This is a genomic window from Collimonas fungivorans (assembly GCF_001584145.1).
GTDB classification, from domain to species: Bacteria; Pseudomonadota; Gammaproteobacteria; order Burkholderiales; family Burkholderiaceae_D; genus Collimonas; species Collimonas fungivorans.
In genome coordinates this window covers 1,424,600-1,449,069 of sequence record NZ_CP013232.1, presented here as the reverse complement: position 1 = coordinate 1,449,069, position 24,470 = coordinate 1,424,600, and the positions used below count along the sequence as shown (strand labels likewise).

General features: G+C 54.6%; 24 protein-coding genes and 1 tRNA gene. 16 read left to right on the top strand and 9 right to left on the bottom strand.

Annotated features, from left to right (window positions below):
* Positions 1-284: 284 nt before the first annotated feature.
* Together CFter6_RS06255 and gluQRS are read left to right on the top strand one after the other, a co-directional pair.
* On the top strand, positions 285-1,238 hold the full coding sequence (locus CFter6_RS06255) for a LysR family transcriptional regulator (RefSeq protein ID WP_061539191.1): 954 nt from the start codon (positions 285-287) through the stop codon (positions 1,236-1,238).
* Entirely contained in the window at positions 1,231-2,124 is an 894-nt protein-coding gene (gluQRS, locus tag CFter6_RS06250) for a tRNA glutamyl-Q(34) synthetase GluQRS (protein ID WP_061539190.1), read from the top strand. Before CFter6_RS06255 ends, gluQRS begins: the two co-directional genes overlap by 8 nt.
* Here the strand turns inward: gluQRS and CFter6_RS06245 are convergent, their stop codons facing one another.
* The 4 genes from CFter6_RS06245 to CFter6_RS06230 form a co-directional block, all read right to left on the bottom strand.
* Positions 2,125-3,594 (bottom strand): DEAD/DEAH box helicase, encoded by a 1,470-nt coding sequence (locus CFter6_RS06245; RefSeq protein ID WP_150118660.1) that lies wholly within the window; start codon positions 3,592-3,594, stop codon positions 2,125-2,127.
* A 295-nt stretch (positions 3,595-3,889) separates the two neighbouring features.
* On the bottom strand, positions 3,890-4,915 hold the full coding sequence (gene tsaD, locus CFter6_RS06240; RefSeq protein ID WP_061539188.1) for a tRNA (adenosine(37)-N6)-threonylcarbamoyltransferase complex transferase subunit TsaD: 1,026 nt from the start codon (positions 4,913-4,915) through the stop codon (positions 3,890-3,892).
* A gap of 69 nt (positions 4,916-4,984) precedes the next feature.
* Complete coding sequence (locus CFter6_RS06235; protein WP_061539187.1) at positions 4,985-5,176, bottom strand: zf-HC2 domain-containing protein; 192 nt, start codon at positions 5,174-5,176, stop codon at positions 4,985-4,987.
* A 126-nt stretch (positions 5,177-5,302) separates the two neighbouring features.
* Positions 5,303-5,869, bottom strand: a complete 567-nt coding sequence (locus tag CFter6_RS06230) for a sigma-70 family RNA polymerase sigma factor (protein WP_061539186.1) — start codon at positions 5,867-5,869, stop codon at positions 5,303-5,305.
* A 168-nt stretch (positions 5,870-6,037) separates the two neighbouring features.
* On the opposite strand from CFter6_RS06230, the gene ybiB reads away from it, so the two are divergent.
* The 8 genes from ybiB (at position 6,038) to dnaG (ending at position 14,776) form a co-directional block, all read left to right on the top strand.
* Positions 6,038-7,054 carry a DNA-binding protein YbiB gene (gene ybiB / locus CFter6_RS06225; RefSeq protein WP_061539185.1) on the top strand — a complete coding sequence of 339 codons (1,017 nt, stop codon included), beginning with the start codon at positions 6,038-6,040 and terminating at the stop codon, positions 7,052-7,054.
* Positions 7,055-7,330: 276 nt separating this feature from the next.
* The gene (locus CFter6_RS06220) at positions 7,331-8,545 is read left to right on the top strand and encodes a cation:proton antiporter (protein ID WP_014005017.1); all 1,215 of its coding nucleotides are present in this window, start codon (positions 7,331-7,333) and stop codon (positions 8,543-8,545) included.
* A gap of 4 nt (positions 8,546-8,549) precedes the next feature.
* Positions 8,550-9,755: a YbdK family carboxylate-amine ligase gene (locus tag CFter6_RS06215; protein WP_061539184.1), complete on the top strand. Its 1,206-nt coding sequence runs from the start codon at positions 8,550-8,552 to the stop codon at positions 9,753-9,755.
* Positions 9,756-9,782: 27 nt separating this feature from the next.
* Positions 9,783-10,979 carry a BaiN/RdsA family NAD(P)/FAD-dependent oxidoreductase gene (locus CFter6_RS06210; RefSeq protein ID WP_061539183.1) on the top strand — a complete coding sequence of 399 codons (1,197 nt, stop codon included), beginning with the start codon at positions 9,783-9,785 and terminating at the stop codon, positions 10,977-10,979.
* Between the two features lie 79 nt (positions 10,980-11,058).
* The gene (locus CFter6_RS06205) at positions 11,059-11,931 is read left to right on the top strand and encodes a Wzz/FepE/Etk N-terminal domain-containing protein (RefSeq protein WP_082814632.1); all 873 of its coding nucleotides are present in this window, start codon (positions 11,059-11,061) and stop codon (positions 11,929-11,931) included.
* 132 nt (positions 11,932-12,063) lie between these two features.
* The gene (gene rpsU, locus CFter6_RS06200) at positions 12,064-12,276 is read left to right on the top strand and encodes a 30S ribosomal protein S21 (RefSeq protein WP_005665410.1); all 213 of its coding nucleotides are present in this window, start codon (positions 12,064-12,066) and stop codon (positions 12,274-12,276) included.
* A gap of 209 nt (positions 12,277-12,485) precedes the next feature.
* Entirely contained in the window at positions 12,486-12,935 is a 450-nt protein-coding gene (locus CFter6_RS06195; RefSeq protein WP_061539181.1) for a GatB/YqeY domain-containing protein, read from the top strand.
* 44 nt (positions 12,936-12,979) lie between these two features.
* On the top strand, positions 12,980-14,776 hold the full coding sequence (gene dnaG / locus CFter6_RS06190; protein WP_061539180.1) for a DNA primase: 1,797 nt from the start codon (positions 12,980-12,982) through the stop codon (positions 14,774-14,776).
* A 324-nt stretch (positions 14,777-15,100) separates the two neighbouring features.
* Here the strand turns inward: dnaG and CFter6_RS25535 are convergent, their stop codons facing one another.
* Complete coding sequence (locus CFter6_RS25535; RefSeq protein WP_167351320.1) at positions 15,101-15,415, bottom strand: hypothetical protein; 315 nt, start codon at positions 15,413-15,415, stop codon at positions 15,101-15,103.
* Between CFter6_RS25535 and rpoD the strand changes: the two genes are divergently transcribed.
* The 4 genes from rpoD to CFter6_RS06170 all read left to right on the top strand — a co-directional run bounded on the left by rpoD (position 15,372) and on the right by CFter6_RS06170 (position 19,919).
* A complete protein-coding gene (gene rpoD / locus CFter6_RS06185) occupies positions 15,372-17,609 on the top strand; it encodes an RNA polymerase sigma factor RpoD (protein WP_150118658.1) in 2,238 nt (745 codons plus the stop codon). The two genes, CFter6_RS25535 and rpoD, sit on opposite strands and share 44 nt — an antisense overlap.
* Before the next feature lie 98 nt (positions 17,610-17,707).
* A tRNA-Ile gene (locus CFter6_RS06180) sits at positions 17,708-17,786 on the top strand.
* Between the two features lie 550 nt (positions 17,787-18,336).
* On the top strand, positions 18,337-18,750 hold the full coding sequence (locus CFter6_RS06175; RefSeq protein WP_335340305.1) for a hypothetical protein: 414 nt from the start codon (positions 18,337-18,339) through the stop codon (positions 18,748-18,750).
* Between the two features lie 125 nt (positions 18,751-18,875).
* A complete protein-coding gene (locus tag CFter6_RS06170) occupies positions 18,876-19,919 on the top strand; it encodes an IS481 family transposase (protein ID WP_061539179.1) in 1,044 nt (347 codons plus the stop codon).
* Positions 19,920-20,011: 92 nt separating this feature from the next.
* On the opposite strand, the gene CFter6_RS06165 is transcribed toward CFter6_RS06170, so the two are convergent.
* Complete coding sequence (locus CFter6_RS06165; protein WP_061539178.1) at positions 20,012-20,464, bottom strand: helix-turn-helix domain-containing protein; 453 nt, start codon at positions 20,462-20,464, stop codon at positions 20,012-20,014.
* 216 nt (positions 20,465-20,680) lie between these two features.
* On the opposite strand from CFter6_RS06165, the gene CFter6_RS06160 reads away from it, so the two are divergent.
* Both CFter6_RS06160 and CFter6_RS25530 read left to right on the top strand, forming a co-directional pair.
* On the top strand, positions 20,681-21,142 hold the full coding sequence (locus CFter6_RS06160) for a hypothetical protein (protein WP_150118657.1): 462 nt from the start codon (positions 20,681-20,683) through the stop codon (positions 21,140-21,142).
* Positions 21,143-21,231: 89 nt separating this feature from the next.
* Positions 21,232-21,888, top strand: coding sequence for a hypothetical protein (locus CFter6_RS25530; RefSeq protein ID WP_150118656.1), 657 nt, complete (start codon positions 21,232-21,234; stop codon positions 21,886-21,888).
* A gap of 139 nt (positions 21,889-22,027) precedes the next feature.
* Here CFter6_RS25530 and CFter6_RS25525 read toward each other — a convergent pair whose 3' ends face one another.
* The 3 genes from CFter6_RS25525 to CFter6_RS06155 form a co-directional block, all read right to left on the bottom strand.
* Entirely contained in the window at positions 22,028-22,477 is a 450-nt protein-coding gene (locus CFter6_RS25525; RefSeq protein WP_150118655.1) for a hypothetical protein, read from the bottom strand.
* A gap of 439 nt (positions 22,478-22,916) precedes the next feature.
* Positions 22,917-23,831, bottom strand: a complete 915-nt coding sequence (locus tag CFter6_RS25520; protein ID WP_150118654.1) for a zinc-ribbon domain-containing protein — start codon at positions 23,829-23,831, stop codon at positions 22,917-22,919.
* A 36-nt stretch (positions 23,832-23,867) separates the two neighbouring features.
* Positions 23,868-24,182: a hypothetical protein gene (locus tag CFter6_RS06155; RefSeq protein WP_061542236.1), complete on the bottom strand. Its 315-nt coding sequence runs from the start codon at positions 24,180-24,182 to the stop codon at positions 23,868-23,870.
* Positions 24,183-24,470: the final 288 nt, after the last annotated feature.

Genomic DNA, 24,470 nt, shown 5'->3' with positions numbered 1-24,470 from the left:
AATATGACAGCAATAGTCATACCAGCTGCCTTGTCGCGGATCACAATAAGCGACGAACGAAAAACGGAATCCGGAGTCAAGCCATCGTAACTGGGCGCATCAAGTCGGAATGCGATCCTGATATATTCGAAAGCTTATTTCACTATAGAAATGCGCTATATGAATCCGCTGGATTACTTGGCACTATAGCCTTGGGGAACGACAGAAGACAGATGTCAAATTCCGATATATCATTCAAATTATCTGAATGAAATTTTAACAACATAACCACTCGCCAAGCAGCAATGAACCTGACACTGGAAGCTTTGCAAGTTCTCGATGCGATCGCTCGCAAAGGCAGCTTTGCAGCGGCGGCTGTCGAACTGGATCGGGTGCCGTCGGCGCTTACCTACAGCGTGCGCAAGCTGGAAGAGGATTTGGATGTGTTGCTGTTCGACCGCCGCGGCCATCGCGCCAAGCTGACCAGCGCCGGCCAGGAGCTGTTGACCGAGGGCCGGCACCTGCTGCTGGCGGCGCAGGAACTGGAACGGCGCGTCAAGCGTGCGGCGACCGGCTGGGAAGTGGAACTGCGCATCGTCCTTGACAGCATCATCCCGTTTGACAGCCTGCTGCCGCTGATCGAGGCTTTCGATCGCGAAAATGCCGGCACCCGGCTGCGCATTTCGCATGAGACATTGTCGGGCGTGTGGGAAGCCTTGTTGTCGGATCGCGCCGACCTGGCGATTGGCGCGCCGCACAGCGGCCCTGATAGCATCCGCATGAGCGGCGGCTTCCAGACTCGCCAGCTGGGCATGATCGAATGGGTTTTCGCAGTCGCCCCCGGCCACCCGCTGGCGACTGCGCCGGAACCGCTCACCGCCAGCCTGATACAGCAATACCGGGCGGTGGCCGTCGGCGACACCGGCCGCAGCTTGCCAGGCATTACTTCGGGCTTGTTGAGCGGACAGGACATCCTGACCGTGCCCTCCATCTCTGCCAAGCTGCAGGCCCAGCTCAGCGGCCTCGGCTGCGGCCATTTGCCGCGCTGGATGGCAGCCCCTTATTTTGCATCGGGCGCATTGATCGAAAAGCAAACCATCGAGGCCAAACCTATCGACAAGACGCAAATCGCCTGGCGCACGCCAGTCGTGGGAAAATCTCTCAAATGGTTCATCACGCAACTCAGCGAACCCGCGGTCCAGCACATCCTGCTTGGCTCGCCGGCGCCGCATCATCATGAATCGATCAGCAATGTCTAATCAAGCAAGCTACATCGGCCGCTTCGCCCCCTCGCCCACCGGTCCTCTGCATGCCGGATCCCTGGTGGCGGCGATGGCCAGTTACCTGGACGCCAAGGCCAACCGTGGACGCTGGCTACTGCGCATGGAAGACGTGGACGAAGCGCGCACCGCAGCCGGTGCGGCCGAATCCATCCTGGCGGACCTCGATCTGCTCGGCATGCACTGGGATGGCGAGGTGGTGTTTCAAAGCCGCCGTGCCGCCCTCTATGAAGCGGCCTTCGATCGCCTCGGGCGGCTGGCCTATCCTTGCGGCTGCACCCGCCGCGAAATCGTCGATTCCCGCATCTGCGTGGCTGCCGACGGCGCCGCGGTTTATCCCGGCACTTGCCGCACCGGCCTGCCGGTCGGCAAGCCGGCCCGCGCTTACCGCCTGCGCGTACCGGATCCTGGGCATATCGATGAACTGATTATTTTTGACGACCGCTGGCTGGGCCGCGTACAGCAGCACCTGGCGATAGAAGTGGGGGATTTTGTATTGAAACGGGCGGATGGTTTCTGGGCTTACCAGTTGGCAGTGGTTGTCGACGATGCGGACCAGGGCGTGACGCATGTAGTGAGAGGCGCAGACCTGCTGGACTCGACCGCACGCCAGATTTACCTGCAGCGCCAATTGAAACTGGCGACGCCGCAATATCTGCATGTTCCGGTCATCACCAATGCGGACGGCGAAAAACTATCCAAACAGAACGGCGCGCAAGCTATCGACATCAAGCAGCCGCTGCACGCGCTCAGCAAGGCGGCGTGGTTCCTGGGTCTGGATATCGGACAAGTCGACAGCGTAGCGGCGTTCTGGCCGCTGGCTACTACCGCCTGGGCCAATCTCGAGACCAGCCGCCGCGGCTGATCAGTTCTTTGGCAGTCCGCCCAGCAAGGCCGCCAGCTTCACCTTCGACGGCTTGATAGAGCCGCCGCCTGCCGGCGCTACGCCAGATGTATCCACTTCGGCTGCGAGCGTCGGTTCGTAAGGCTTGAGGAACCACGGGTCGACCTTTTCCTTGCGCGAAGTCGGGGTCGATGTGTAGGCGCTGCGTGTGTGCTGCGTGCTGCGGTCGGACGAGGGGCCACGGCCTTCGCCACGGCCGTTGCGGGCATCGGCGCCGCGTCCGGAAGAACGCTCACGTTCGGCGCTCGCCGGCTTGGCGACAAACCCGGTCAGTTCGGCGCGCACAAACTTGTACTTGATCATCTTTTCGATGTCGACCAGCAAGCGTTCGTCCTTGTCGGCGTACAGGGAAATCGCATCGCCGGAAGCGCCGGCGCGGCCGGTACGGCCGATCCGGTGCACATAATCTTCTGCGTTGTACGGCAAATCAAAATTGATCACACACGGCAGTTCGGCGATATCCAGGCCGCGCGCGGCGACATCGGTCGCCACCAGCACTTCGATTTCGCCCCGCTTGAATGCTTCCAGCGCCGCCATGCGTTCATTCTGGGTCTTGTCGCCATGGATCGCCGAAGCATTGACGCCTTCGTTTTCCAGGTGGCGGGCCAGCTTCGATGCGCCGATCTTGGTATTGGAAAAAACGATGACCTGCTTCAGCTTGCGTTCGCGGATGATGTGCGACACCGCCTCGGCCTTGGTTTGCTCATTGACGTGATACATGGTCTGCGTCACGTTGTCGGCGGTGGCGTTGCTGCGCGCCACTTCGATCGTTACCGGGTTCTTCAGGAAAGTCGCCGCCAGCTTCTTGATTTCCCCCGAAAACGTGGCGGAGAACATCAGGTTCTGCCGCTCTTTCGGCAATAGGTTGATGATGCGCTGCAAGTCTGGCAGGAAACCCATGTCCAGCATGCGGTCGGCTTCGTCCATCACCAGTATCTGGGTCTGCGACAGGTTCAGCGTCTTTTGCTGCACGTGGTCCAGCAGGCGGCCTGGCGTTGCAATCACGATCTCGATGCCGGAGCGCAAGGCTGCGGTTTGCGGCGCGATATCGACGCCGCCGAACACCACGGTCGAACGCAGAGGAGTATGGCGGCAATAGGCTTTAACGTTTTCCGCGACCTGGTCAGCCAGTTCACGCGTCGGCGTCAGGATCAGCGCGCGCACCGGGTGCCGCGCCGGCGAGGCGCTGGTATTGGCATGCGCCAGCAGCAGCTGGATGATAGGCAAGGAAAAACCGGCAGTCTTGCCGGTTCCTGTTTGCGCCGCTCCCATCACGTCGCGTCCTTGCAACACCACCGGGATTGCTTCTGCCTGGATCGGTGTGGGATGGACATAACCCTGGTCGCTCAACGCGCGCAGGATATCCGGGGACAGCCCGAAATCTGCGAAACGGACGGTGGGCGTGGTTGGCACTGCTGGATCAGCTTGCATCTCAGACTGAATCTCGGACTGAATCTCAGGTTGAATATCGGACATGGTAGTTGGCGGCCTTTGGTGCAGGATGCACTCAAACAAAGGCACTATTTGCTCTCAATTGAATCGTGAATTTCGTGTCGGCCCATTGCTGACGACCAGTGCTTGCCAAGGCAAGCCACAGCGCCACCATGCGAACCAAATGATTGTGGAAGTGCCATAACAAGCACCGCAAGCCGGGTTACCACTTTGACATCGTTGCCGACATGTTTTGTACCACAGTCGCGCATTATACGCCTAGCCGGGAATTTGCTCAGATACCTAATTCATTCAACGGCCAGCGCGGCCGTACATTGAAGCCGTAGGTGCGCTGCGCTGCCTGCGGACTGATTTGCAAGCGCATCGCGCCGGCAAAGGCAATCATGGCGCCATTATCGGTGCAAAATTCCAGTTCCGGGTAATACACCCGGAAGCGTCGCTTCTCCGCCGCCGCATTGAGGGCGCTGCGCAACTGCTGGTTGGCGCCTACTCCGCCTGCGATCACCAGGCGCTTGAGGCCAGTCTGTTTCAGCGCGGCCAAGCATTTTGCCAGCAGCACCTCAACCAGCGCATCCACGAAAGCACGGGCGATATTGGCCTTGTCCTGTTCGCAGATATTGGCCGTATGGTTTTTGACAAGGGTCAGCACCGCCGTTTTCAGGCCGGAGAAGCTGAAATCCAGGTTTTTCGAATGCAGCATGGGCCGCGGCAACTGGTACACCGAAGGGTCGCCGAATTCGGCCAGGCGTGAAATCGCCGGCCCGCCGGGGTAACCGAGGCCAAGCAGCTTGGCCGATTTGTCGAATGCTTCTCCGGCGGCATCGTCCAGCGTTTCGCCCAGCAAGCTGTATTGCCCGACGCCATCGACCCGCATCAGCTGGGTATGGCCGCCGGACACCAGCAAGGCGACAAACGGGAAGCTGGGGGGGTCGCTGGCCAGGAGCGGCGATAACAAATGCCCTTCCAGGTGATGCACACCCAGCATCGGCTTATCCAGCGCCAAGCCGAGGCCGCAGGCAACCGAGGCGCCTACCAGCAGCGCCCCCGCCAGTCCCGGTCCCTGGGTGTATGCGATGGCATCGATGTCATGCCGCGCAATGCCGCTTTCAGACAATACCTGTTGCAGTAAAGGAATGGCGCGCCGGATATGGTCGCGCGAAGCCAGCTCCGGCACCACGCCGCCGTATTGTTCATGCATCGCCACTTGCGAATAAAGGGCGTGCGCCAGCAAACCGCGCTCGGTATCGTAGAGCGCAAGGCCGGTTTCGTCACAGGAAGATTCAACGCCGAGAACAATCATGGGTAGGGCAATAGGTAAGCAATGGCGCATTGTAAAGGAAAGCGCGGCCGCCCCCTTTGCAGTCGGCGATTAATCCTTGCCTAGCTGCTGCATTGCCTGCCGCATGAAAGCCAGCTGCTGCGAAAACCTGGTGCAAGCCGTGCAGGTCCACAGGTGCACGCGCACCCGTACCCGGGTCAGCGGCGACAGATTGCTGTCCTGCGCCTGGGACAGGAGCTGCTGGGTATCGCGACAATGTGGGATCAGGCGCTTATATGGCATAAAACATGGCATAAAATAAAGTAACTGGCTGGGCGAATATTTCGGTATTCATGGTTAGTCGCATCACGGATGCAATACTTACAATAGAACTGGAATTATCTTACATTGCGTATGAACGTCGCTAACTCAAGCCTGCGTGCCGAACCAGTTTAGCTGTAAACATTCGCGCAACCTGGCGCGCGCCCGGTACAGCAGCACCCAGGCATTCGCAGCGGTAATTTCCAGTTCCTTGCAAATTGCGTCTGTATCCAGTTCCAGCCATTCCCGCATCATGAAAATGCGTCCGGTTTTGGCGGGCAGCTTGTCGATGCATAATTGCAGGATATCGAAAAACTCCTTGCGCTCCAGCGCCTGGTCCGGATTGCCCCAGCTGGGTGCGGCTTCCACCGCATGTCCTGTCGATGTGAACAAGGCATCGATCATGTCGGCGTCGCTGCGGTCTGCGTCTTCGTCGATATTCAGCTGCACTTCGCGCTTGCCGCGCCGCAACTGGTCCAGCAATTTGTGCTTGAGGATGCCGATGACATAGGTCTTGAACGAAGACTGCTCCTGAAAACGGTCAGGATGCTCAAGCACCGCAAGTATGGTTTCCGAGACAGCATCTTCGGCCAGGGCGTCATTGCGCAACTGCAGCGCAGCAAACCGTATCAGCTGCGGCCGTAACGTTTCAAGCTGGCTAGGATCAAATGCCATATAAACCCAGATAAGGAAAAACAAGGACAGGCGCCAGCCAATCCGGTGGACAAGCTGGCCGATTGGCGATGATTTTACCCGATGGCCATGGACTAAGGCTGGTAAAGTAAAATCGCTGCGGATATGCCCTCTCACTCCTTGCTTGCAAACTCAGATCGACATCTAGACATGAATATTCTTCCGCCAGCCGAACCATTCCCAGCCGCCCGCTTCATCAAGGAGATCGGGCGCGGGAAGGATGGCGCGCGCAGCCTGTCACGCAACGATGCCCATGATTTATATGCCGCCATGCTGGACGGCCGCGTTTCTGACCTGGAAATGGGAGGAATCTTGCTGGCGATGCGCATCAAGGGCGAATCGGTAGAAGAAATCGACGGTTTCCTGCAGGCGGCGGAAGCGTCGTTTACGCAAATACCGTTGCCCGACAAAGCCGGCAACGGTTCCTGGGCATACGCACCGGTTGTCATCCCCAGCTATAACGGCGCGCGCCACATGGCCAACCTGACGCCGTTGCTGGCCATGCTGCTGGCGCGCGAGGGCGTGCCGGTATTGCTGCACGGGGTATTGACAGACCCAGGCCGCGTCACCAGCGCCGAAATTCTCCAGGCGCTCGGCCAGCCGGCCTGCAGCAGCATCGAACAGGCGCAGCAATGTTTCGCACAGCGTATGCCGGCCTTCATGCCGATCGATGCCCTTGCCCCGAAAATGGCAAGGCTGCTCGCCATGCGGAGGATTCTCGGGGTACGCAACTCCACCCACACCCTGGTCAAGATCATGCAGCCGTTTGTGGAACCGGCCTTGCGCCTGAGCTCATACACGCATCCAGAGTACCTGACCATGCTGACGGCGTATTTCACGACCACCGCCGCAGCTGAACGCGGCGATGTGTTTTTAATGCGCGGCACGGAAGGCGAAACGGTGGCTAACGCCAGGAAGGCGCAAAAAATCGACTGGCTGCATGGCGGCAGGCAAACCACGCTGGTGGAGAAACAAAGTATCGCCGACAATATGTCCACCCTGCCCGAGCAGCGCGATGCCGCCACCACCGCCAGCTGGATACGACAGGCGTTGGCGCAAAACCAGCTGGTTCCGAAGCCGATTGCCGAACAAGTCGAACAATGCCTGACAGTTTGCCGGGCCCTGCGCGTGCAATACAATTCTGCCGCTATCGATAGGCAACAGTAATTTCCTAATGGAACTAATTTTTGCCGCAGTGAACAAACCTGACTGATTCAAGATAAAAGCCGGATGCATGTACTATGTGGCAATCGCCAAAACATTGCCATAGGGAATTGAAGCCTTTTCTTAGGCAAGACCTTAAGCAGATCCGATAGCGCAACACAAATATAATCAAGGAGAGTGCGCAGCAAGTCACGTATTTCAGCATTACACATTCATCTGCCGGTACGGCATCTTGTCCAGCTTGCTTTTTTGCTGCAAGACTAACTTTCTGGAGGATCCATGGATTGGACTCTTCCGCCCTTTGCGCTAGCACAGCCCATCCAATGGAATGCGCTGTTACTGTTCGGCAGCTTGCTGCTGTTCGGGCTAGTGGGCGGCCATATAGTAACGAAAAACCCCTGGTTTCCACGCATCACCGGCTATCTGATAGTCGGTTTCCTGCTTGGCGTGGGCGGACTCGACCTGTTGTCAGGCGACGTCCTCAAGCTGGCGAATATCTTTGCCGACATGGCGATGGCGCTGGTGGTATATCAGCTGGGCCGCTATGTCGACATCGGCTGGCTGCGCCGCGAAAAATGGCTGCTGGCGACAGTTGTCCTCAGCGCCGTATTGTGTTTCACCTTCGTCAGCGGCGCCTTGATCTGGTTTGGCACTGCGCGCGTGCCGGCATTGCTGGGCGGCGTGCTGGCCATCGCCACCGCGCCGGCGGTGGTCATGGTGGTGGTGCGCGAACTCCAGGCCGAAGGCCAGGTGACGCGCCGCCTGGCAGCCATGACGGCGCTGAACAATTTTGTCGCCCTGCTGGCGGCGTATGCCCTGCTGCCCGTCGTCGCCCATGAAAGCGCGACGCCCTTCAGCACGCTGCTGGCGCATACCTTGTATTCGCTGTGCGGTTCGCTGGTGCTGGCGTACCTGACCTATCGCCTGATGATCCCGCTGGCGCGCCTGCTCGGCCGCCAGCCGAGCCGCCAGTTCGTGCTGGTGATCGCTGTAATCACCCTGGCGATCGGCGCCGCACATGCACTGCAGCTGCCGATACTGCTCACCATGCTGATCTTCGCGATCATGTCGAAGAACCTTGACCACCAGTATGACCTGATGGAACTGGAGTTCGGCGTCGCCAACGAGCTGTTCATCGTGATGCTGTTTGTCACGATAGGCGCTTCGATCCGCTTGTCCGACCTGTCGATGGTGGGCGCCTCGGTCGCGGTACTCATCGCGGCGCGTTTTCTGGCCATGGCCTGCGGCGTCTTTTCGTTTGCGCACTTTGCCAAGATGAAATGGAAACAGGCGGCGCTGATCACCCTGGGAACCTTGCCCATGACGGAGGCCGGACTAGGACTGATGCAAACCACCGCCTATCTCTACCCCAACACCACCGCTGAAGTCCTGCCGTTGCTGGCCGGCTGCCTGATCGTCCTGGAATTGCTGGGGCCGATCGCAACCCAGTTTGCCCTGATCAAATCAGGCGAAAGCGGACGCGAACAAGGATAATGCCATGAGCGAAAACACCCAAGACAACAGTGCACAAGCCGGCGCGGGGGCCGCGACGCCGGAGATCCTGCCGTTTACCAGTTCCACGCCGTTTACAATGGGGATAGAACTGGAACTGCAGCTGGTGAACCGCCGCAACTACAACCTGGCCAGCGATGCGGTTGACCTGCTGACCTGGATCGAACCGCGCGACCTGCAAAAACAGATCAAGCTGGAAATGACGCAGGGCATGATCGAGTTGAATTCCGACGTGCACACCCGGGTCGATCATCTGATCGAGGAGCTGAAAGGCCTGCGCGCCGCGCTGAACCGCGGGGCGCAATACCTGAACATCGACGTCTCCGGCGGCGGCGCCCATCCTTTCCAGCACTGGAACGAACAACGGATTACGCCTAGCGAGCGCTTCTATCACCTGCATGAAAAGTACGGCTACCTGGCCAAGACATTCACCGTCTTCGGCCAGCATATCCATATCGGCGTGCCGAACGGCGACGACGCGCTCTACCTGACCCACGCATTCTCGCGTTTCGTGCCGCACTTCATCGCACTGTCGGCCGCCTCGCCGTTTTATCAAGGCGCGGACACCAGGTTCGAATCCTCGCGCAGCAATGTGGTGCGTGCGTTTCCATTGTCAGGAACTGCACCCACGCTGACCCGCTGGTCCGATTTCGAATCGTATTACGATGAGCTGCTACGCATGGGAATCGTCGCCAGCATGAAGGACTTTTACTGGGACATCCGGCCCAAGCCGGAATACGGCACCGTGGAAATCCGCGTCTGCGACACCCCCCTGACGATAGAACACGCGGCCCACCTGGGGTGCTACGCACAACTGCTGGCGCGCTGGATCCTGACCGAAAGGCCGTTTGTCATCACCAACGACTTTTACCTGCTGTACCAGTACAACCGCTTCGAAGCCAGCCGTTACGGCCTGAACGGCTCCATGGCGTTGCACGGCAACACCCCCGCCACCTCGTCAAAACTGCCGATCTACCAGCATCTGCTGGACCATTTGCAGGATTTGCAGCGGTATACTCAGAACGAAGCCGAGCAACTGACCATCAAGCGCTTGCGGCATCTGGCGGAAGATCGCCTCAGCGACGCCGCCTGGCTGCGGCAGACATTTACCGAGCGCGGTTCGCTCAATGACATGATGCGGCTGTCTTCGGAATTGTGGATGGGGCAGGAGCCGCCACCATACTTCCAATAGTTTTCAATTTCCATTTACTGAAGATCGATGCAAAAACAATTTGATGTCGCCGTCATCGGCGCCGGCGCTGCGGGCATGATGTGTGCCGCGGTAGCTGGTCAACGTGGAAAAAGGGTTGTCCTGATCGATCATGCCGTCAAGCTGGCGGAAAAAATCCGCATTTCAGGCGGCGGCCGCTGCAACTTCACCAATATCAACGCCGGGCCGCAGAATTTTCTGTCGCAGAATCCGCATTTTTGCAAAAGCGCCCTGTCGCGCTACACCCCGCAGGATTTCCTCGGCCTGGTGAAACGCCACCGTATCGCTTATCACGAAAAACACAAGGGACAGCTTTTTTGCGACGACTCCTCGGAGCAGATCATCGCCATGCTGAAAGCCGAATGCGACCTCGGCAACGTCAGTTGGCGCATGCCTTGCAGCGTGGCCAGCATAGGCAAGAGCGGCGACCTGTTCCGGATCGACAGCAGCAGCGGCGAAATATTGGCCAGCAATGTCGTCATCGCCACCGGCGGCCTGTCCATCCCGAAAATCGGCGCCACCGACTTTGCCTATCGCATCGCCCGCCAATTCGGCCTGCGCGTGGTCGAACCGCAGCCAGGCCTGGTGCCGCTGACCTTCGATGCCGCCGACTGGCAGCCCTTCCTGCCGCTGGCCGGGATTGCCTTGCCGGTTGAAGTCGAAACCGGCGACAAGAAGACCCGCGGCGAATTCAAGGAAGACCTGCTGTTCACCCACCGCGGCCTGTCGGGGCCGGCAATCCTCCAGATTTCCAGCTTCTGGAAGAGCGGCGCGCCGCTGCAGTTGAATCTTTTGCCTGAAATTGATGTCACCCAGACACTGCTTGACGGCAAAACGTCTATCAAGAAAAATCTGGGCAATATATTTGCCCAATGGCTGCCGGCGCGGCTGGCGCACGGCATCATCGAAGCCAGCAAGCTCGACCCGGCGGCCCGCCTGGCAGACACTCCAGATCGCGTATTGCGAGAACTCGGCAACGCCGTCAACCGCTGGGCAATCCAGCCAAACGGGTCCGAAGGCTATCGTAAAGCCGAAGTTACGCTTGGCGGCGTCGATACAAGGGAACTATCACAGCAGAGCATGATGTCCAATCGAACATCCGGCCTGTATTTTATTGGTGAGGCAGTTGACGTCACTGGTTGGCTTGGCGGCTACAATTTCCAGTGGGCCTGGGCGTCGGCAACCGCGACAGGATTTGCTATTTAGCAAGAAAATTGAACAACAATTGCCCGGCTCGCGGTAATATGCAACAAATAAATAACGTATAAATTAAATAAATCTTTTTATGTCCAATAATTTTTCAAATACTAATAGTCCTACCCACGCTGAAGAGGTTGAATTAATTAATTTTTCAGCTATATGGAACAGCGTAAGACTCCATTGGGTCATGCTGGCGGTATGCATAATTGTCGGCATGCTCGCGGCAACTGCGCTTTGGGCAACATTGCCGGCAAAATGGCAAGCATCCGCGACCTTGCAGGTTGGCCAGTTGCCAATGAACCCGACGACTTTGACGGAGCCTACGGCACAAGCCGCTGAACGCTTTAAGCAGCGCCAGCTGCAGGACGAGGCTTTGAAGGCCGCCGGCCTCCTTTTGAATGAAGACAGTGATCGGCGCACGCGTCTTTTCCGTGCAACCCTCAAAGCGACTCCGGGAAAAACCACCGATTTCGTCGATGTGAGCGTCGCGGCATTTTCCCAAGCAGAGGCAAAAACCAACTTGAATGCAGCGCTACAAGCCCTGATCCATGCGCACGAGCTGCTTTTGGCGCCAATGATAAAAAATCTGGATAACCGGCTTGAAGCAAATACGCTTCAAATGACCCAGGCAATAACCGAAAAAACGCGTCTTGAAACAAGCCTCAAGAGCGCGGCAATGACGTCGACCGGGGCTAAATTTGAACCAAGCGTGGTAGCCATTAATTTGCTGTCCAAACAAGAGGATTTAATACGAGGATTGACGTCGGAACACTCGGCGCTGGTAGATTTGCGCACAAAAACCAACACTTTCCCTACAAAAATAGTTGACGCCATTTTTGTACCGGAACAACCGTTTTTCCCAAAACTCACGATGCTCCTGCTGAGCGGCCTTATTATTGGCGCGATTGCCGGTGTTCTGTTGGCAATGTTTCGGGATCGCAATCTTGCAAAAGCTTAGAACATGCAGGGATGTTGCAAAAAATGTTGCGAATAAGCGGCAATGTTCAGGCAGCTTGGGATAACACTTCCATTTATTCTTTTTCCCAGCTATAATCTCGTTCTTCCCTATACAAACTTGGTTTGAATTTACATGACCACAATTCGTCTTAAAGAAAATGAGCCCTTCGAAGTTGCGATGCGTCGCTTCAAGCGCACTATTGAAAAAACAGGTCTGCTGACTGAGTTGCGTGCACGTGAATTTTACGAAAAGCCAACTGCTGAACGCAAGCGTAAGCTGGCAGCTGCTGTGAAACGTCATTACAAACGCATTCGCAGCCAGCAATTGCCGAAGAAACTGTACTAATATTTGAACTGATTCCTCACCGCACTCTGTGCGGCTGATTGAATTGCGTTACAAACCCGCTCCGGTGTTGCTCCGCAGCGGGTTTTGCCGTTTTCCAGGTCGCGAAACGGCAGCGATGAGATCAGCAATACGTCGCACAACCGGCGTCACAATCCAGCAATTTTGTTTTTCCCGTCTACAATGGAAAACACCACCAAATGGAGAACTGCATGGGCTTGAAAGAACAGATTACCGAAGACATGAAGGCCGCGATGCGCGCCAAGGAAACTGCAAAGCTGGGCGCCATTCGCCTGATCACTGCGGCCATCAAGCAAAAGGAAGTCGACGAACGTATCGAACTAACCGACACCCATGTGCTGGCGATCATCGAAAAAATGATCAAGCAGCGCAAGGACTCGATCAGCCAGTTTGAAGCCGGTGGCCGCCAGGACCTGGCCGATATCGAAAAAGCCGAATTGGCGATCCTTTCCCACTATATGCCTGCCGGCCTGTCCGATGCGGAAATCCAGGCTGAAGTTGCTGCCGCCATCAGCGCCAGCGGCGCCGCCGGCCCACAGGACATGGGCAAGGTCATGGCCATCGTCAAGCCGAAACTTGCCGGCCGCGCCGACATGGGAGCGGTTTCGGCCTTGATCAAAGCCGCGCTCAGCCAAGCCTGATCGCCTGACATTTCTGCCATAGCCCTGCCTGCCGTCGAATCCACGTGATTCCACAATCCTTTATCCAGGACCTGCTCAACCGCGTCGACATCGTCGACGTGGTGGGCAAGTACGTGCAGTTGAAAAAGGGCGGCGCGAACCTGATGGGCTTGTGCCCTTTCCATAACGAAAAATCGCCCAGCTTCACGGTCAGCCCGACCAAGCAGTTTTACCATTGCTTCGGTTGCGGCGCGCATGGCACCGCGATCGGCTTCCTGATCGAATATTCCGGCCTCGGTTTTGTCGAGGCGGTGAAAGACCTGGCGCAAGGCGTCGGCATGACGGTGCCGGACAACGACGACAAGATCCCGCCGGCACAACGGGCCGAATACCAGGCCAAGAGCATGGCCTTGTCGGATGCAATGACCGCTGCCTGCGATTTTTACCGCCAGCATCTGCGCAGCGCCCCAAACGCAGTCGATTATCTGAAACGCCGTGGCCTGACCGGCGAGGTAGCCGCCAAGTTCGGATTGGGCTACTCACCCGACAACTGGGACAGCCTGCGCCAGGTATTTCCTGACTATGAGGCCACCGCCCTGGTCGAATCCGGCCTGGTGATCGACCGCACGGATGAGGAAGGCAACAACCGCAAGCGCTACGATCGTTTCCGCGACCGCATAATGTTTCCAATACGCAATACAAAAGGCCAGGTCATCGGTTTTGGCGGCCGCGTGCTGGACAGCGGCGAGCCGAAGTACTTGAATTCGCCGGAAACACCCCTATTTCAGAAGGGTAGCGAGCTGTATGGCCTGTTCGAAGCGCGCCAGGCAATCCGCGATGCGGGTTACGTGCTGGTGACCGAAGGTTATATGGACGTGGTGGCATTGGCACAACTGGGATTCCCGCAGGCGGTTGCCACGCTGGGAACCGCCTGCACGCCGACCCATGTGCACAAACTGCTGCGCCAGACGGATCACGTCGTCTTCAGTTTCGACGGCGACCGCGCCGGCCGCAAAGCTGCACGGCGCGCACTGGATGCCTGCCTGCCCCATGCGACCGACAACAAGGTCATCAAATTCCTGTTCCTGCCGCAGGAACACGATCCGGACAGCTTTGTGCGGGAAATGGGAGCGGAAGCGTTTGAGCGCCAGATCCATGATGCCATGCCATTATCGCAATTTTTGCTGAACGAAGTCACGGCCGAGGCCGATTTGAGCACCTCCGAAGGACGTGCGCGGGCGCAATACGATGCCAAGCCTTTAATGCAATTGATGCCGCCATCGTCGCTGCGGCTGCAGATCGTGCGCGGCTTGGCGCAGCTGACGCAATCGACGCCTAACGAGATCGAGTCCTTGTTTGAACTGGCCAAGCCGATCGCCAGCGCGCGCCGCGCACCGCCGCGCGGCAACCGGCCGGCGCCGGTCGGGCTGGAACGGCAGATCATCAGGCTGCTGGTCGCCCACCCGGCGTTCGCCTCGGAACTGGACGATGCCGCGCTGGACGCCGTGGCGCATTTCGCACCGGACCGTGCAGAAATGCTGGCGCGCCTGATCACTGCCAGCCATGCAATGGGCGGACAAGCCAATTTTGCAACATTGGCTGAACATTTGCGGGAAGGCGGCGAGGATTTTGAATCATTGATTGCAGAAATTGCAGCAGAATCGGAATCCGAAACGGAAGCGGCGCGATTAGAACTGGCGGGCGCAATTCGCCAGACTAAAATGAAGATATTGAAAGAGGAGCTCGACCAGCTGGCGGCGACCGGACTTGGCAACGACGACGCGCGCAATCGCTATCGGGAATTGATGCAAAAACAAGAACAGTTGCGGCGCGAGGCTGAGGCCGAAATGAATTTGCGCTAAGAAATTACTTGAAATATAGATAAATCGGCGCAAAACAGGCAAATCGGACGGCGTTACAAGGCCGTCCTCATTGGAGGAAAGGCCCTCCATATGCTATAATTAAAGGCTTTAGATTCAACGCCTTAGGCTTAGCCGAATTGGGCGCGAATTGGGCCTTGAATTGATAGTAGCACCAGATTGATTTAGACGGGCAAGAACGTGGTGAGGAAAACAGCAAGGATGCAGTAAAGGTAGCAATAAAAGCAGGCGCTCAAGTGATTCTGTCAGCGATTTAAGCTTATCAACATTCAAACGGACAGAGTACAGGCAGCTGCAGCGCGCAAATCAGTGTAACCAATTGGTATTTGATTCCATGGCGAATGCAATGAAGAGACCAGCAAAATCCCTGACACTTTCTGTAAAAAAGCCGGCTGCGGCCAAGGCCAATGTAAGCACCTCATCCTCAAGCTCGAAGTCCCCCGTTAAAACGGCGGCAGCTTCATCCAAAGCGCCGGCGAAGCCCGTTAGCAAGAAAGTAGTTTCTAAAGCAACTGCAACGACCACGAAAGCATCAAGAACTGTTGCAAAACCAGTATCTGTGAAATCGAAAGCCCCTGTGACAATCAAGAAACCACAACTCAAAGTCGTCAAATCATCCAAAAATGCAGCGCCGGCTCCAATTAAAGCCGATGTCAGCGTGATGATCGGATCAGGCGTAAGTCAAACCACGGATGCCGCAACACTGGCGGCGATTGATACTTCCGGCTACATCTTGCCGTCGGTTAAGGTGCCGGGCCGTCGTGGCCGCAAGCCAAAAGAATTCCAGCCGGAAAACGACGAAGTCGCGGCGCTCAATGCTGTCGAACGCGCCGAACTGAAAGCAGTCGACAAGGCCAAGGCGAAAGATCGCAAAGCCAAGGAAAAGGCACTGCTGAAAGACGCCTTCTCGTCCGATACCGAAGCCAGCGAAGAAGAACTCGAAGCGCGCCGCCAGAAGCTCAAGACCCTGATCAAGATGGGCAAGGAGCGCGGCTTCCTGACTTTCTCCGAAATCAACGATCACCTGCCTGAAAACATTATCGATCCGGAAGCCATCGAAGGCATCATCGGTACTTTCAGCGACATGGGGATTGCCGTCTACGAACAGGCGCCAGACGCGGAAACGCTGCTGCTGTCGGATAACGTCGCCACCGTCGCCAGCGACGACGACGCCGAAGCTGCGGCCGAAGCCGCGCTGTCTACCGTCGACTCCGACTTTGGCCGCACCACCGACCCGGTCCGCATGTACATGCGTGAAATGGGTTCGGTCGAGCTGCTGACGCGTGAAGGCGAAATCGAGATCGCCAAGCGTATTGAAGACGGCCTGAAAGACATGATCCAGGCAATTTCCGCCTGCCCGACCACCATCGCCGAGATCTTGCTGGCTGCCGACAAGATCGGCAAGGACGAAATCAAGATCGATGAAATCGTCGATGGCCTGGTCGATCCTAACCAGACTGACGAAGCAGCCACCGCCAGCGCAGCAGCTACTGCCGCCGACGAAGACAGCGACGACGAAGAGGAAGAGGAAGAAGAAGACGCAGAAGAAGACGACGCCAGCTCGACTTCGGGCGCGGCCGGCTTCTCGGCGGAACAGCTGGAACAGCTGAAACGCGATGCGCTCGGCAAGTTCGAGACCATTTCGACCCAGTTCGACAAGATGCGCAAGGCTTTCGAAAAAGAAGGCTACAACTCCAAGCCTTACGTCAAGGCGCAAGAGATCATCTCCAACGAATTGCTGGGAATCCGCTTTACCGCCAAGGTCGTCGAAAAGTTGTGCGACACCCTGCGCGGCCAGGTCGATGAAGTACGCCAGATCGAACGCCAGATCCTCGATGTCGCGGTCAACAAGTGCGGCATGCCGCGCCCGCATTTCATCAAGGTTTTCCCGGGCAACGAAACCAATCTCGACTGGGTCGACGGTGAAGTCAGCGGCAACCATGCATATAGCACCGTGCTGAGCCGTAACGTGCCTGCCGTGAAAGAACTGCAGCAACGCCTGATCGACCTGCAGGCGCGCGTCGTGCTGCCGCTGCCAGACCTGCGCGGCATCAACAAGAAGATGGGCGCGGGCGAGAAAAAAGCCCGCATGGCGAAGCGCGAAATGACCGAAGCCAACTTGCGGCTGGTGATCTCGATCGCAAAAAAATACACCAACCGCGGCTTGCAGTTCCTGGACCTGATCCAGGAAGGCAACATCGGTTTGATGAAAGCGGTCGACAAGTTCGAATACCGTCGCGGCTATAAATTCTCGACCTATGCGACATGGTGGATCCGCCAGGCCATCACCCGTTCGATCGCCGACCAGGCGCGCACCATCCGTATCCCGGTGCATATGATCGAAACGATCAACAAGATGAACCGCATCTCGCGCCAGATCTTGCAAGAGACAGGCGCAGAGCCGGATCCGGCGACACTGGCGATCAAGATGGAAATGCCGGAAGACAAGATCCGCAAGATCATGAAGATCGCCAAAGAGCCGATTTCGATGGAAACACCGATAGGCGACGACGACGATTCGCACCTGGGCGATTTCATCGAGGACAACAACACCCTGGCCCCGGCCGATGCCGCCTTGCATGCATCGATGCGCGGCGTGGTGAAGGACATTCTCGATTCGCTGACCCCGCGCGAAGCGAAGGTATTGCGGATGCGTTTCGGCATCGAAATGTCGACCGACCATACCCTGGAAGAAGTCGGCAAGCAGTTCGACGTAACGCGTGAGCGGATCCGTCAAATAGAAGCCAAAGCGCTGCGCAAGCTGCGCCACCCTTCCCGCTCCGACAAGCTGAAGAGCTTCCTCGAAGGTAATTAAGGTTAATCGTGGATCATTCTCGGTGTTTTTTGAATGATCCTCGATAATTCGCTTACCTTTCGTCCAGGTATTTTTCTATAATACGGGATCGATTAATTGGGCCCCTAGCTCATGCTTGGTTAGAGCAGCGGACTCATAATCCGTTGGTGCCCAGTTCGACTCTGGGGGGGCCCACCATATAAAACAAAGGGTTACATGCTTTTGCATGTAACCCTTTTATTTTATCTATTTTTGTATGACACATAGCGTGACACATGGATTAAAACACCTCAAGTTGTTGCAATAATGTCATTTCTTCTACTTCGAGAGTTTATTGATGGTCGTGTTCAGCACGGGGACGTACAATATATTCAATGTTTGGAGGCCTTAGCCGTCCGTTTCGCACGTGTAGAGAAGTATCACAACATCGATTTTCTTCCGAGTATCAAGCGTACTTGCAACGATCAATCGCATCACCCCCTTCATAATTTTCACCATATAACAGCGGTCAAAGAACGCTACTAAAGTGTGTCGCTTTTTTGCGCCATCAAGCAATAAGTGTCAGCTTGATTCTAGTTATTGATATATCAGAATTGGGTTTTACTTTTGCCCAAAAACTCAGTCGAGCTTCTGTAGTCTCGCCTCTCTCCCGCTTCAATATCTAACCAACCAACGAGAAATACCTTCGTATTTCGACATCCGACTGATCGGAGGTATTTGTTCGTCCCTACTTTATGAAGGAGTTCATATGAGCCGTAATAATCACGACAAGCAGGAAATTCATGCCAACTCAACTGAAGAAGACACTCAGGCTGGAGCGCCAATTTCGCCGGAAGAGCTGGAGCTATTTGCCGCCTTCATTGTGTTTGTACCCACGCAGATTGGGGAGCCATTGTTTGCACTTGGAGAGATTGTCGCTACCCGCAGTGCCGTGGATTTATTGGACCGCCTCGGGATCAACGGTAGCATCTATGTCAGGCGACACCAATGCGGCGATTGGGGTGTTGTCTGCGCAGAAGATGCAGAAGAAAACGCTCGGGCAGTTAACAACGGCAATCGAATATTGTCCGAGTATAGGCTGGGAGCCAGACGCGAGCGGCTTTGGATAATCACGGAGCATGATCGCAGCGTGACGACACTTTTGCTGCCGGACGAGTATTGATCACCTAATGTGTAGTAGTTCCGACTTGATCGGACAGTAAGACCTTGCCAATGGGTGGGGTTACCCGGTTTGTTAGAGGTGCGAATCTTTATTAAACCAGCGCGTAAGCGCCAAGGAGTAACCCCATGCGTAGTGTTCCTCAGAATGTCATCAAGCACAAGGTCGGCCTGCTCAATCTTGCTGCAGAACTCGGAAACGTGTCTCGTGCCTGCAAGGTGATGGGATTTTCCCGCGACACGTTTTATCGCTATCAAACGGCAGTAGAAACAGGCGGTGTGGATGCCCTGATTGATGCCAACCGTAGAAAGCCCAATCTCAGAAATCGCGTTGAAGAAGCCACTGAAATGGCTGTAGCTCAATTCGCCCTGGAGCAGCCGGCGTTCGGCCAAGTCCGTGTATCGAACGAACTGCGTAAGCGTGGTGTTTTTGTTTCCCCATCCGGTGTGCGGTCCGTCTGGTTACGGCGCGACTTGGAATCGTTCAAGAAGCGTCTTTCAGCGCTGGAGCGGCACGTTGCTGAAACTGGCGAGGTTCTGACCGAAGCGCAGGTCGTCGCGCTGGAGATGAAGCAGGAAGACGACGTGGCGCACGGAGAGATCGAGACGGCCCATCCTGGCTATCTTGGCAGCCAGGACACCTTCTATGTCGGCACCATCAAGGGCGTAGGCCGAATCTATCAGCAGACCTTCGTCGACACATACTCGAAGTGGGCAGCGGCCAAGCTCTATACAACGAAGACGCCAATCACCGCAGCCGATCTATTGAATGACCGAGTGTTGCCGTTCCTGGCAGAACAGGAAATGGGCTTGATCCGCGTGCTGACCGACCGTGGTACCGAATATTGTGGCAGGCCGGAAGCCCACGACTACCAGCTTTACCTGGCCCTCAATGACATTGAGCACACCAAGACGAAGGTTCGGCATCCGCAGACCAATGGAATCTGCGAGCGCTTTCATAAAACCATTCTGCAGGAGTTTTATCAGGTCACATTCCGGCGCAAGATCTATCGCTCGATTGAAGAGCTGCAAAGCGATCTCGACGACTGGCTGGCTTATTACAACAATGACCGCACACACCAAGGGAAGATGTGCTGCGGTCGGACACCCATACAAACACTAATTGACGGAAAGGAGGCCTGGCAAGATAAAATCACGACACTGAACAACTGAATTTGACCTGACAACTGCACACGTCAAACCGGGGAATGTCAGATCAGATCGCGACTACTACACCTAATGCTGCATTTAGCTAGTTACCAAAATCAATTGTCCCTCGAATAGTCACTCCACATTTCCTGTTCAAGCGAGAACTGTTCTAGGATCTCGATCACTAGATTACGCCGATGCTCACCGAGACTACGCAACCTTGCCAGTAGCTTGAGCTCATCCTCCGTGGGCTGAATTGCTGGTACTGACTTTTTTGGCTGGTGCTTTCGCTCAGCAATCGGCGCCGGTCTATCTTCAGCAAAACCATACCTCAACCATCTTGCTGAAACATTAAGCCATTCTGCAAGGGTTTCGATCTTATCCGGCGTCGGGCGTGCTAAACCACTCATCCACTTCTGGGCGGCCTGCTGGCTTATTGAATCCCCCTTGTGACGCAAGTTGAACTCCACCTCCAGCTCAGTTGGTGTGTTGATTTTTTTCGGGCTGCGTTTCAAAGCCTGTTTCAGTCGCAGGGAGAATTCTTTTTTATCGTCTTGGGGGCTTGGCATACCACCAAGTTTGATTCGTGTTTATTCTTTCCATACAACCATATGGTTGTTATAAACTAGCGATTGGTTAATTTAAACAACCGTATTTCGCAACATAAACAAGGATAAAACAATGGCCTCATTCATCGCCGCAGACTTGAGTATCGCTGCATCTTACAAACTAAAATCCGGCTGCTCAGTATGCAATTCAAAGTACTTCTCTGGAAGGATCTCAAAATGATCTCGATACTTCGCATCTCTATTTTTCTTGCTATCAGTCTTCTAGCTGGAGGCGTCGCAGCAAATGGCGATAAGACTGCAGCAACACGATTCGGAACCCTGGCGATCACAGGTGACATAGGAAGTATGAGTTTATTTTTCAACGGCAAAAAATTAAGTGCTGATGCAGACTCTTTGGGAATGTCGTTTAGAGATAAATACGATTTAGGCGATAAAGACACTGTACTTGTGATCGATGAGGTTAGCGCAACTTGTCAGTTGTATTTCTTTATTACTGTAGCAGGTAAAGCTGACGTAAAAATATCATCAACATTTGGAACTTGCGATGACAGTCCAAAAATTGTTCGAAGCGGGGAAAAAATTGTATTACGTATGAAAGATACGAAGGGGCGGAATGTGAAATATATTTTCGAAAACGACGTAATTTCCGAAAACGGAAAAATTCTAAAAGCGCAATGACGCCTAAATATCGACGAACCGGCACTGATTCCAGTAGGTTATTTTCTGCAAATAGTTGACGGTTCAAAGTTCAATTATGAAAGGGCACCATGTCCAATTCTCATCCAATAAAATCAAAATTTTTTCGTACTGTTCCTCTATCAATATTTATAGCCAGTCTAATTTTCATCCCCGTTTTTTCTCACGCTACGAAAAAAGAGGAAGTGAAGGATTCAAAGGAAAGCACAGAGGCCTTCGTCATTGGCAAACAGTATATCGAGTCGAAGATTTTTCAATGCAATGGTCAGCATTTTTTTAGATATCGTTGGGGGATATCAGATGGAGTGCCAAGTTTTTTCCAAATACTTGAACCAAAAATTACACTATTTTCTGGTCGACCAATAACAGATGTAGAACGATTAAATGGTCTCCAATGGAAAGGGGGCATGAAACTGACCTTCAGGGCAATCAGAGTTTTAGAGGAAATACCTGTACCCAGTTGCTCTGGCATCGGCTGCGAGGATTTTAATAAAGCGCAGAAAGCCGACAAACCGTCTTGGCGCTGGAGTGAATGGGCAGAAAGACCAAATGGAATCAATATAGTTTTTGAAAAAAGAAATGGCGAGTGGGACAACCAACCTTCAATAGATGGGAATTTTTCTGATCCAAAATCGTGTGAAGCCATTCCCTTCGAGACGCCTCAAGTTAAATTGCCATCGGCTTCACACGACGGCTCAGAAAAACCAAAGAATCCCTTTAAAATTTGAGCCACGAAAGCGGCTCGCTTTGGCGTATCCATAGACCATACGAATACTCGCGATGCCGCGTGTGCAATTCTCGAAGGAGAAAAAGAAGCATTCCTACGTCGAGCAAAAATGTATGCGGCGGCACTACGATGAACTCTGTTCACCGAACTGGATGCCACCGAGTAAATTCGTTTGCTGCAACATCGTACGCGTACCAGCGTTCGATATTTCTGTCATCACAAACCAGAAAACCTAACTGATCATTTTCGTAATTTACCGCAGTAAATTGTCCATATGGGCTCGTTAATCTAATTCTCTCGCCGCCATCGGGATTGAAAATGACAGCATTATTATTACGACTGTAGTCATAGTCAATTTCGACAAAAACCACTCCAGAATGATCAGAAAGGGTGTTGGCATCAATTGTTTGTCGCCGCGCCTGCTCAGGAAAACCTTGAAATTTCGTTACCCAAACACCCTTGTTTTGCCAACGACAGCCAACAGCAAGCGCAGCCACCAAATTGCTACCCCACGGACTAGCATATGCAGACGGATTATTCACTGCATCATATGTACCACCAAGCAATATCAACTGAAAATTCTCAATCATTTCATCAGCTCCGGTACCGTAATTCGTTTAAAGTAATCGTTGCGCTCTTTCGTCGGAACTAGAAAGAAATTGGGAGTCTTGCAATGACACATTGTCGAAGCTCCACTCCAAGAAATCGAGTACGGACTCGTAATGCAATATGTGTCATTGCAAGGACCCCGAGCTTCGCGGCGGCCGGTTCCCAGCAGAGACTGTGTGGCAGAACCAAAATCAAAGACGTAGGGGTCGTCCTTTCCCAGATCGCTCACGTCTTCGACGTTTCCGGACAACCATTTTTTTGCCGACGTGCCCCATTTGCTAAAGATGCCAGGCGCGTTCTTCTCAGTGTCTTTTGCCATGTGCCGCTCTGAATAGTCTGTATTCAGCATTGTCCGGCACAAATTCAGTATGGCTTATTTCCGGTTTCCATCTACGTCAATGGTTCAACATAGCCTTGCATTCACAGCAGAATCGGTCCCTTCAACTTGCGTTTGCGCGGCTGTTTCGGTTTGGTCATGCTATCGAAATGGCACTGCTGACACCAAGATCCCTGAATTCTGACAGTCCCTGGCGTGGCTTGCCAAATATGACCTCTTTCGCATTGCCAAGTTAAATAAGTGCCGGAATTCGTGTACGTCTCCGACAAACAACGACCATCGCGCTCAGCGGCAAGAGCGCGCATCGCATCGATGCCCGTTCGCAGCTTGTCATGCTGGCAGCCCGGACACCAATGATTCCTCGCTATTTGTGCAGGCGTTGCCTGCCATTCATGGCCATATGCACAACGCCAGAGCAAATGGGATTGGATATTCACATAAGTGTCGGATAGACATTCGCCGCCACGGGCGGCCGCCATCTTACGCATCTTTTCCAGCCCGTTCCGAGTATTGTCGCGGCTGCACAAGCCGCACCAATGCCCTCGCACAATATGGGTTGGCAGCCCTTGCCAGCGATGTCCCTGCTTGCATTCAAATAAGAGCTTTGTTTGGGAGTTGATATATTGGCTGGACAGGCAGCGTCCGCCATGGGATGCAGCGATTACCTGTATCTTGTCCAATGAACCGCGCATGCTGTCATGGACACACTTAGGGCACCAGCTACCTTTCTTCACCCCCGCAGGCATCGCGTACCAGCGATGGCCATGGGCGCACTCCCATTCCAGATGTGTGGTTAAGTTGACATAGTGCATAGAAAGGCAGCGACCGCTACGCTCGAGGGCAAGAGCCTGCATCATTTCGATTGTCAGTGGCGGCGTTCCTCTGCGCCTTGCTGTTGATGCTGATTTTTCTGGAGTCAGCGTCCCATTTCTGCGGCCAGACTCAACGATACTGGAAATTCGTTTTTTTACTTGCGGTTGACGACCACGATCTGTCATTTTTTTGTTACTAAAGAACTGTGAGCCGCAGCTGGTTCAATCTTTGCGCGGCTTGAAATGTTTGTCGCTAATCCTAAATTTTTGGCGGCGATCTCCCATCAACGCACGCAATTCGCCGATACTCAGGCCACTGACTTCATGCATGCGTATCAGCATTGAGGCTCCTATCGGTAAACGGCAATGGCGAATTTTACTAATTAAGTGAGGTGCAACTTCAAGCGCACGGCTCAGCGCAGCATCATTTTTTACATGTAGCCTATCAATCAAATCATTCAGCAAATTATCTGGATTGTATGTTGCTTGTTCATCGAGCTTATTGCTCGTAGGGGTTGGTGAAGTATTGGTCGTCATATCAAAATTTCTTGGGAAAATTACCGGCCTCAAGCACCATTTCTTATTACATGCTGACATGTTTGGCATGGCTGTGCTGGTGATTGCCGCACCCTTCAGATCAATATTTCCCTTGACCTTGATGGCAAAACCATCGCTGCCGGCAACAAAACCGCTTTGATCGACTGCGCTCTGGTAATTGTGGTCGGCCGTTTGTTTGGTGTAACTGGGCTGCAGTTGACCCATTGACCGACACAGATCGGTGGCATACAGATACTCAAACTAAAGCCGCCGCCTTTTTGCTGTCGA

Excerpts from the sequence above, each read along its gene's own strand:
- CFter6_RS06255 (WP_061539191.1), top strand. The coding sequence starts at position 285 with ATGAACCTGACACTGGAAGCTTTGCAAGTTCTCGATGCGATCGCTCGC.
- gluQRS (WP_061539190.1), top strand. The coding sequence starts at position 1,231 with ATGTCTAATCAAGCAAGCTACATCGGCCGCTTCGCCCCCTCGCCCACC.
- CFter6_RS06245 (WP_150118660.1), bottom strand. The coding sequence starts at position 3,594 with ATGCAAGCTGATCCAGCAGTGCCAACCACGCCCACCGTCCGTTTCGCA.
- tsaD (WP_061539188.1), bottom strand. The coding sequence starts at position 4,915 with ATGATTGTTCTCGGCGTTGAATCTTCCTGTGACGAAACCGGCCTTGCG.
- CFter6_RS06235 (WP_061539187.1), bottom strand. The coding sequence starts at position 5,176 with ATGCCATATAAGCGCCTGATCCCACATTGTCGCGATACCCAGCAGCTC.
- CFter6_RS06230 (WP_061539186.1), bottom strand. The coding sequence starts at position 5,869 with ATGGCATTTGATCCTAGCCAGCTTGAAACGTTACGGCCGCAGCTGATA.
- ybiB (WP_061539185.1), top strand. The coding sequence starts at position 6,038 with ATGAATATTCTTCCGCCAGCCGAACCATTCCCAGCCGCCCGCTTCATC.
- CFter6_RS06220 (WP_014005017.1), top strand. The coding sequence starts at position 7,331 with ATGGATTGGACTCTTCCGCCCTTTGCGCTAGCACAGCCCATCCAATGG.
- CFter6_RS06215 (WP_061539184.1), top strand. The coding sequence starts at position 8,550 with ATGAGCGAAAACACCCAAGACAACAGTGCACAAGCCGGCGCGGGGGCC.
- CFter6_RS06210 (WP_061539183.1), top strand. The coding sequence starts at position 9,783 with ATGCAAAAACAATTTGATGTCGCCGTCATCGGCGCCGGCGCTGCGGGC.
- CFter6_RS06205 (WP_082814632.1), top strand. The coding sequence starts at position 11,059 with ATGTCCAATAATTTTTCAAATACTAATAGTCCTACCCACGCTGAAGAG.
- rpsU (WP_005665410.1), top strand. The coding sequence starts at position 12,064 with ATGACCACAATTCGTCTTAAAGAAAATGAGCCCTTCGAAGTTGCGATG.
- CFter6_RS06195 (WP_061539181.1), top strand. The coding sequence starts at position 12,486 with ATGGGCTTGAAAGAACAGATTACCGAAGACATGAAGGCCGCGATGCGC.
- CFter6_RS06175 (WP_335340305.1), top strand. The coding sequence starts at position 18,337 with ATGAGCCGTAATAATCACGACAAGCAGGAAATTCATGCCAACTCAACT.
- CFter6_RS06170 (WP_061539179.1), top strand. The coding sequence starts at position 18,876 with ATGCGTAGTGTTCCTCAGAATGTCATCAAGCACAAGGTCGGCCTGCTC.
- CFter6_RS06165 (WP_061539178.1), bottom strand. The coding sequence starts at position 20,464 with ATGCCAAGCCCCCAAGACGATAAAAAAGAATTCTCCCTGCGACTGAAA.
- CFter6_RS06160 (WP_150118657.1), top strand. The coding sequence starts at position 20,681 with ATGATCTCGATACTTCGCATCTCTATTTTTCTTGCTATCAGTCTTCTA.
- CFter6_RS25530 (WP_150118656.1), top strand. The coding sequence starts at position 21,232 with ATGTCCAATTCTCATCCAATAAAATCAAAATTTTTTCGTACTGTTCCT.
- CFter6_RS25525 (WP_150118655.1), bottom strand. The coding sequence starts at position 22,477 with ATGATTGAGAATTTTCAGTTGATATTGCTTGGTGGTACATATGATGCA.
- CFter6_RS25520 (WP_150118654.1), bottom strand. The coding sequence starts at position 23,831 with ATGACAGATCGTGGTCGTCAACCGCAAGTAAAAAAACGAATTTCCAGT.
- CFter6_RS06155 (WP_061542236.1), bottom strand. The coding sequence starts at position 24,182 with ATGACGACCAATACTTCACCAACCCCTACGAGCAATAAGCTCGATGAA.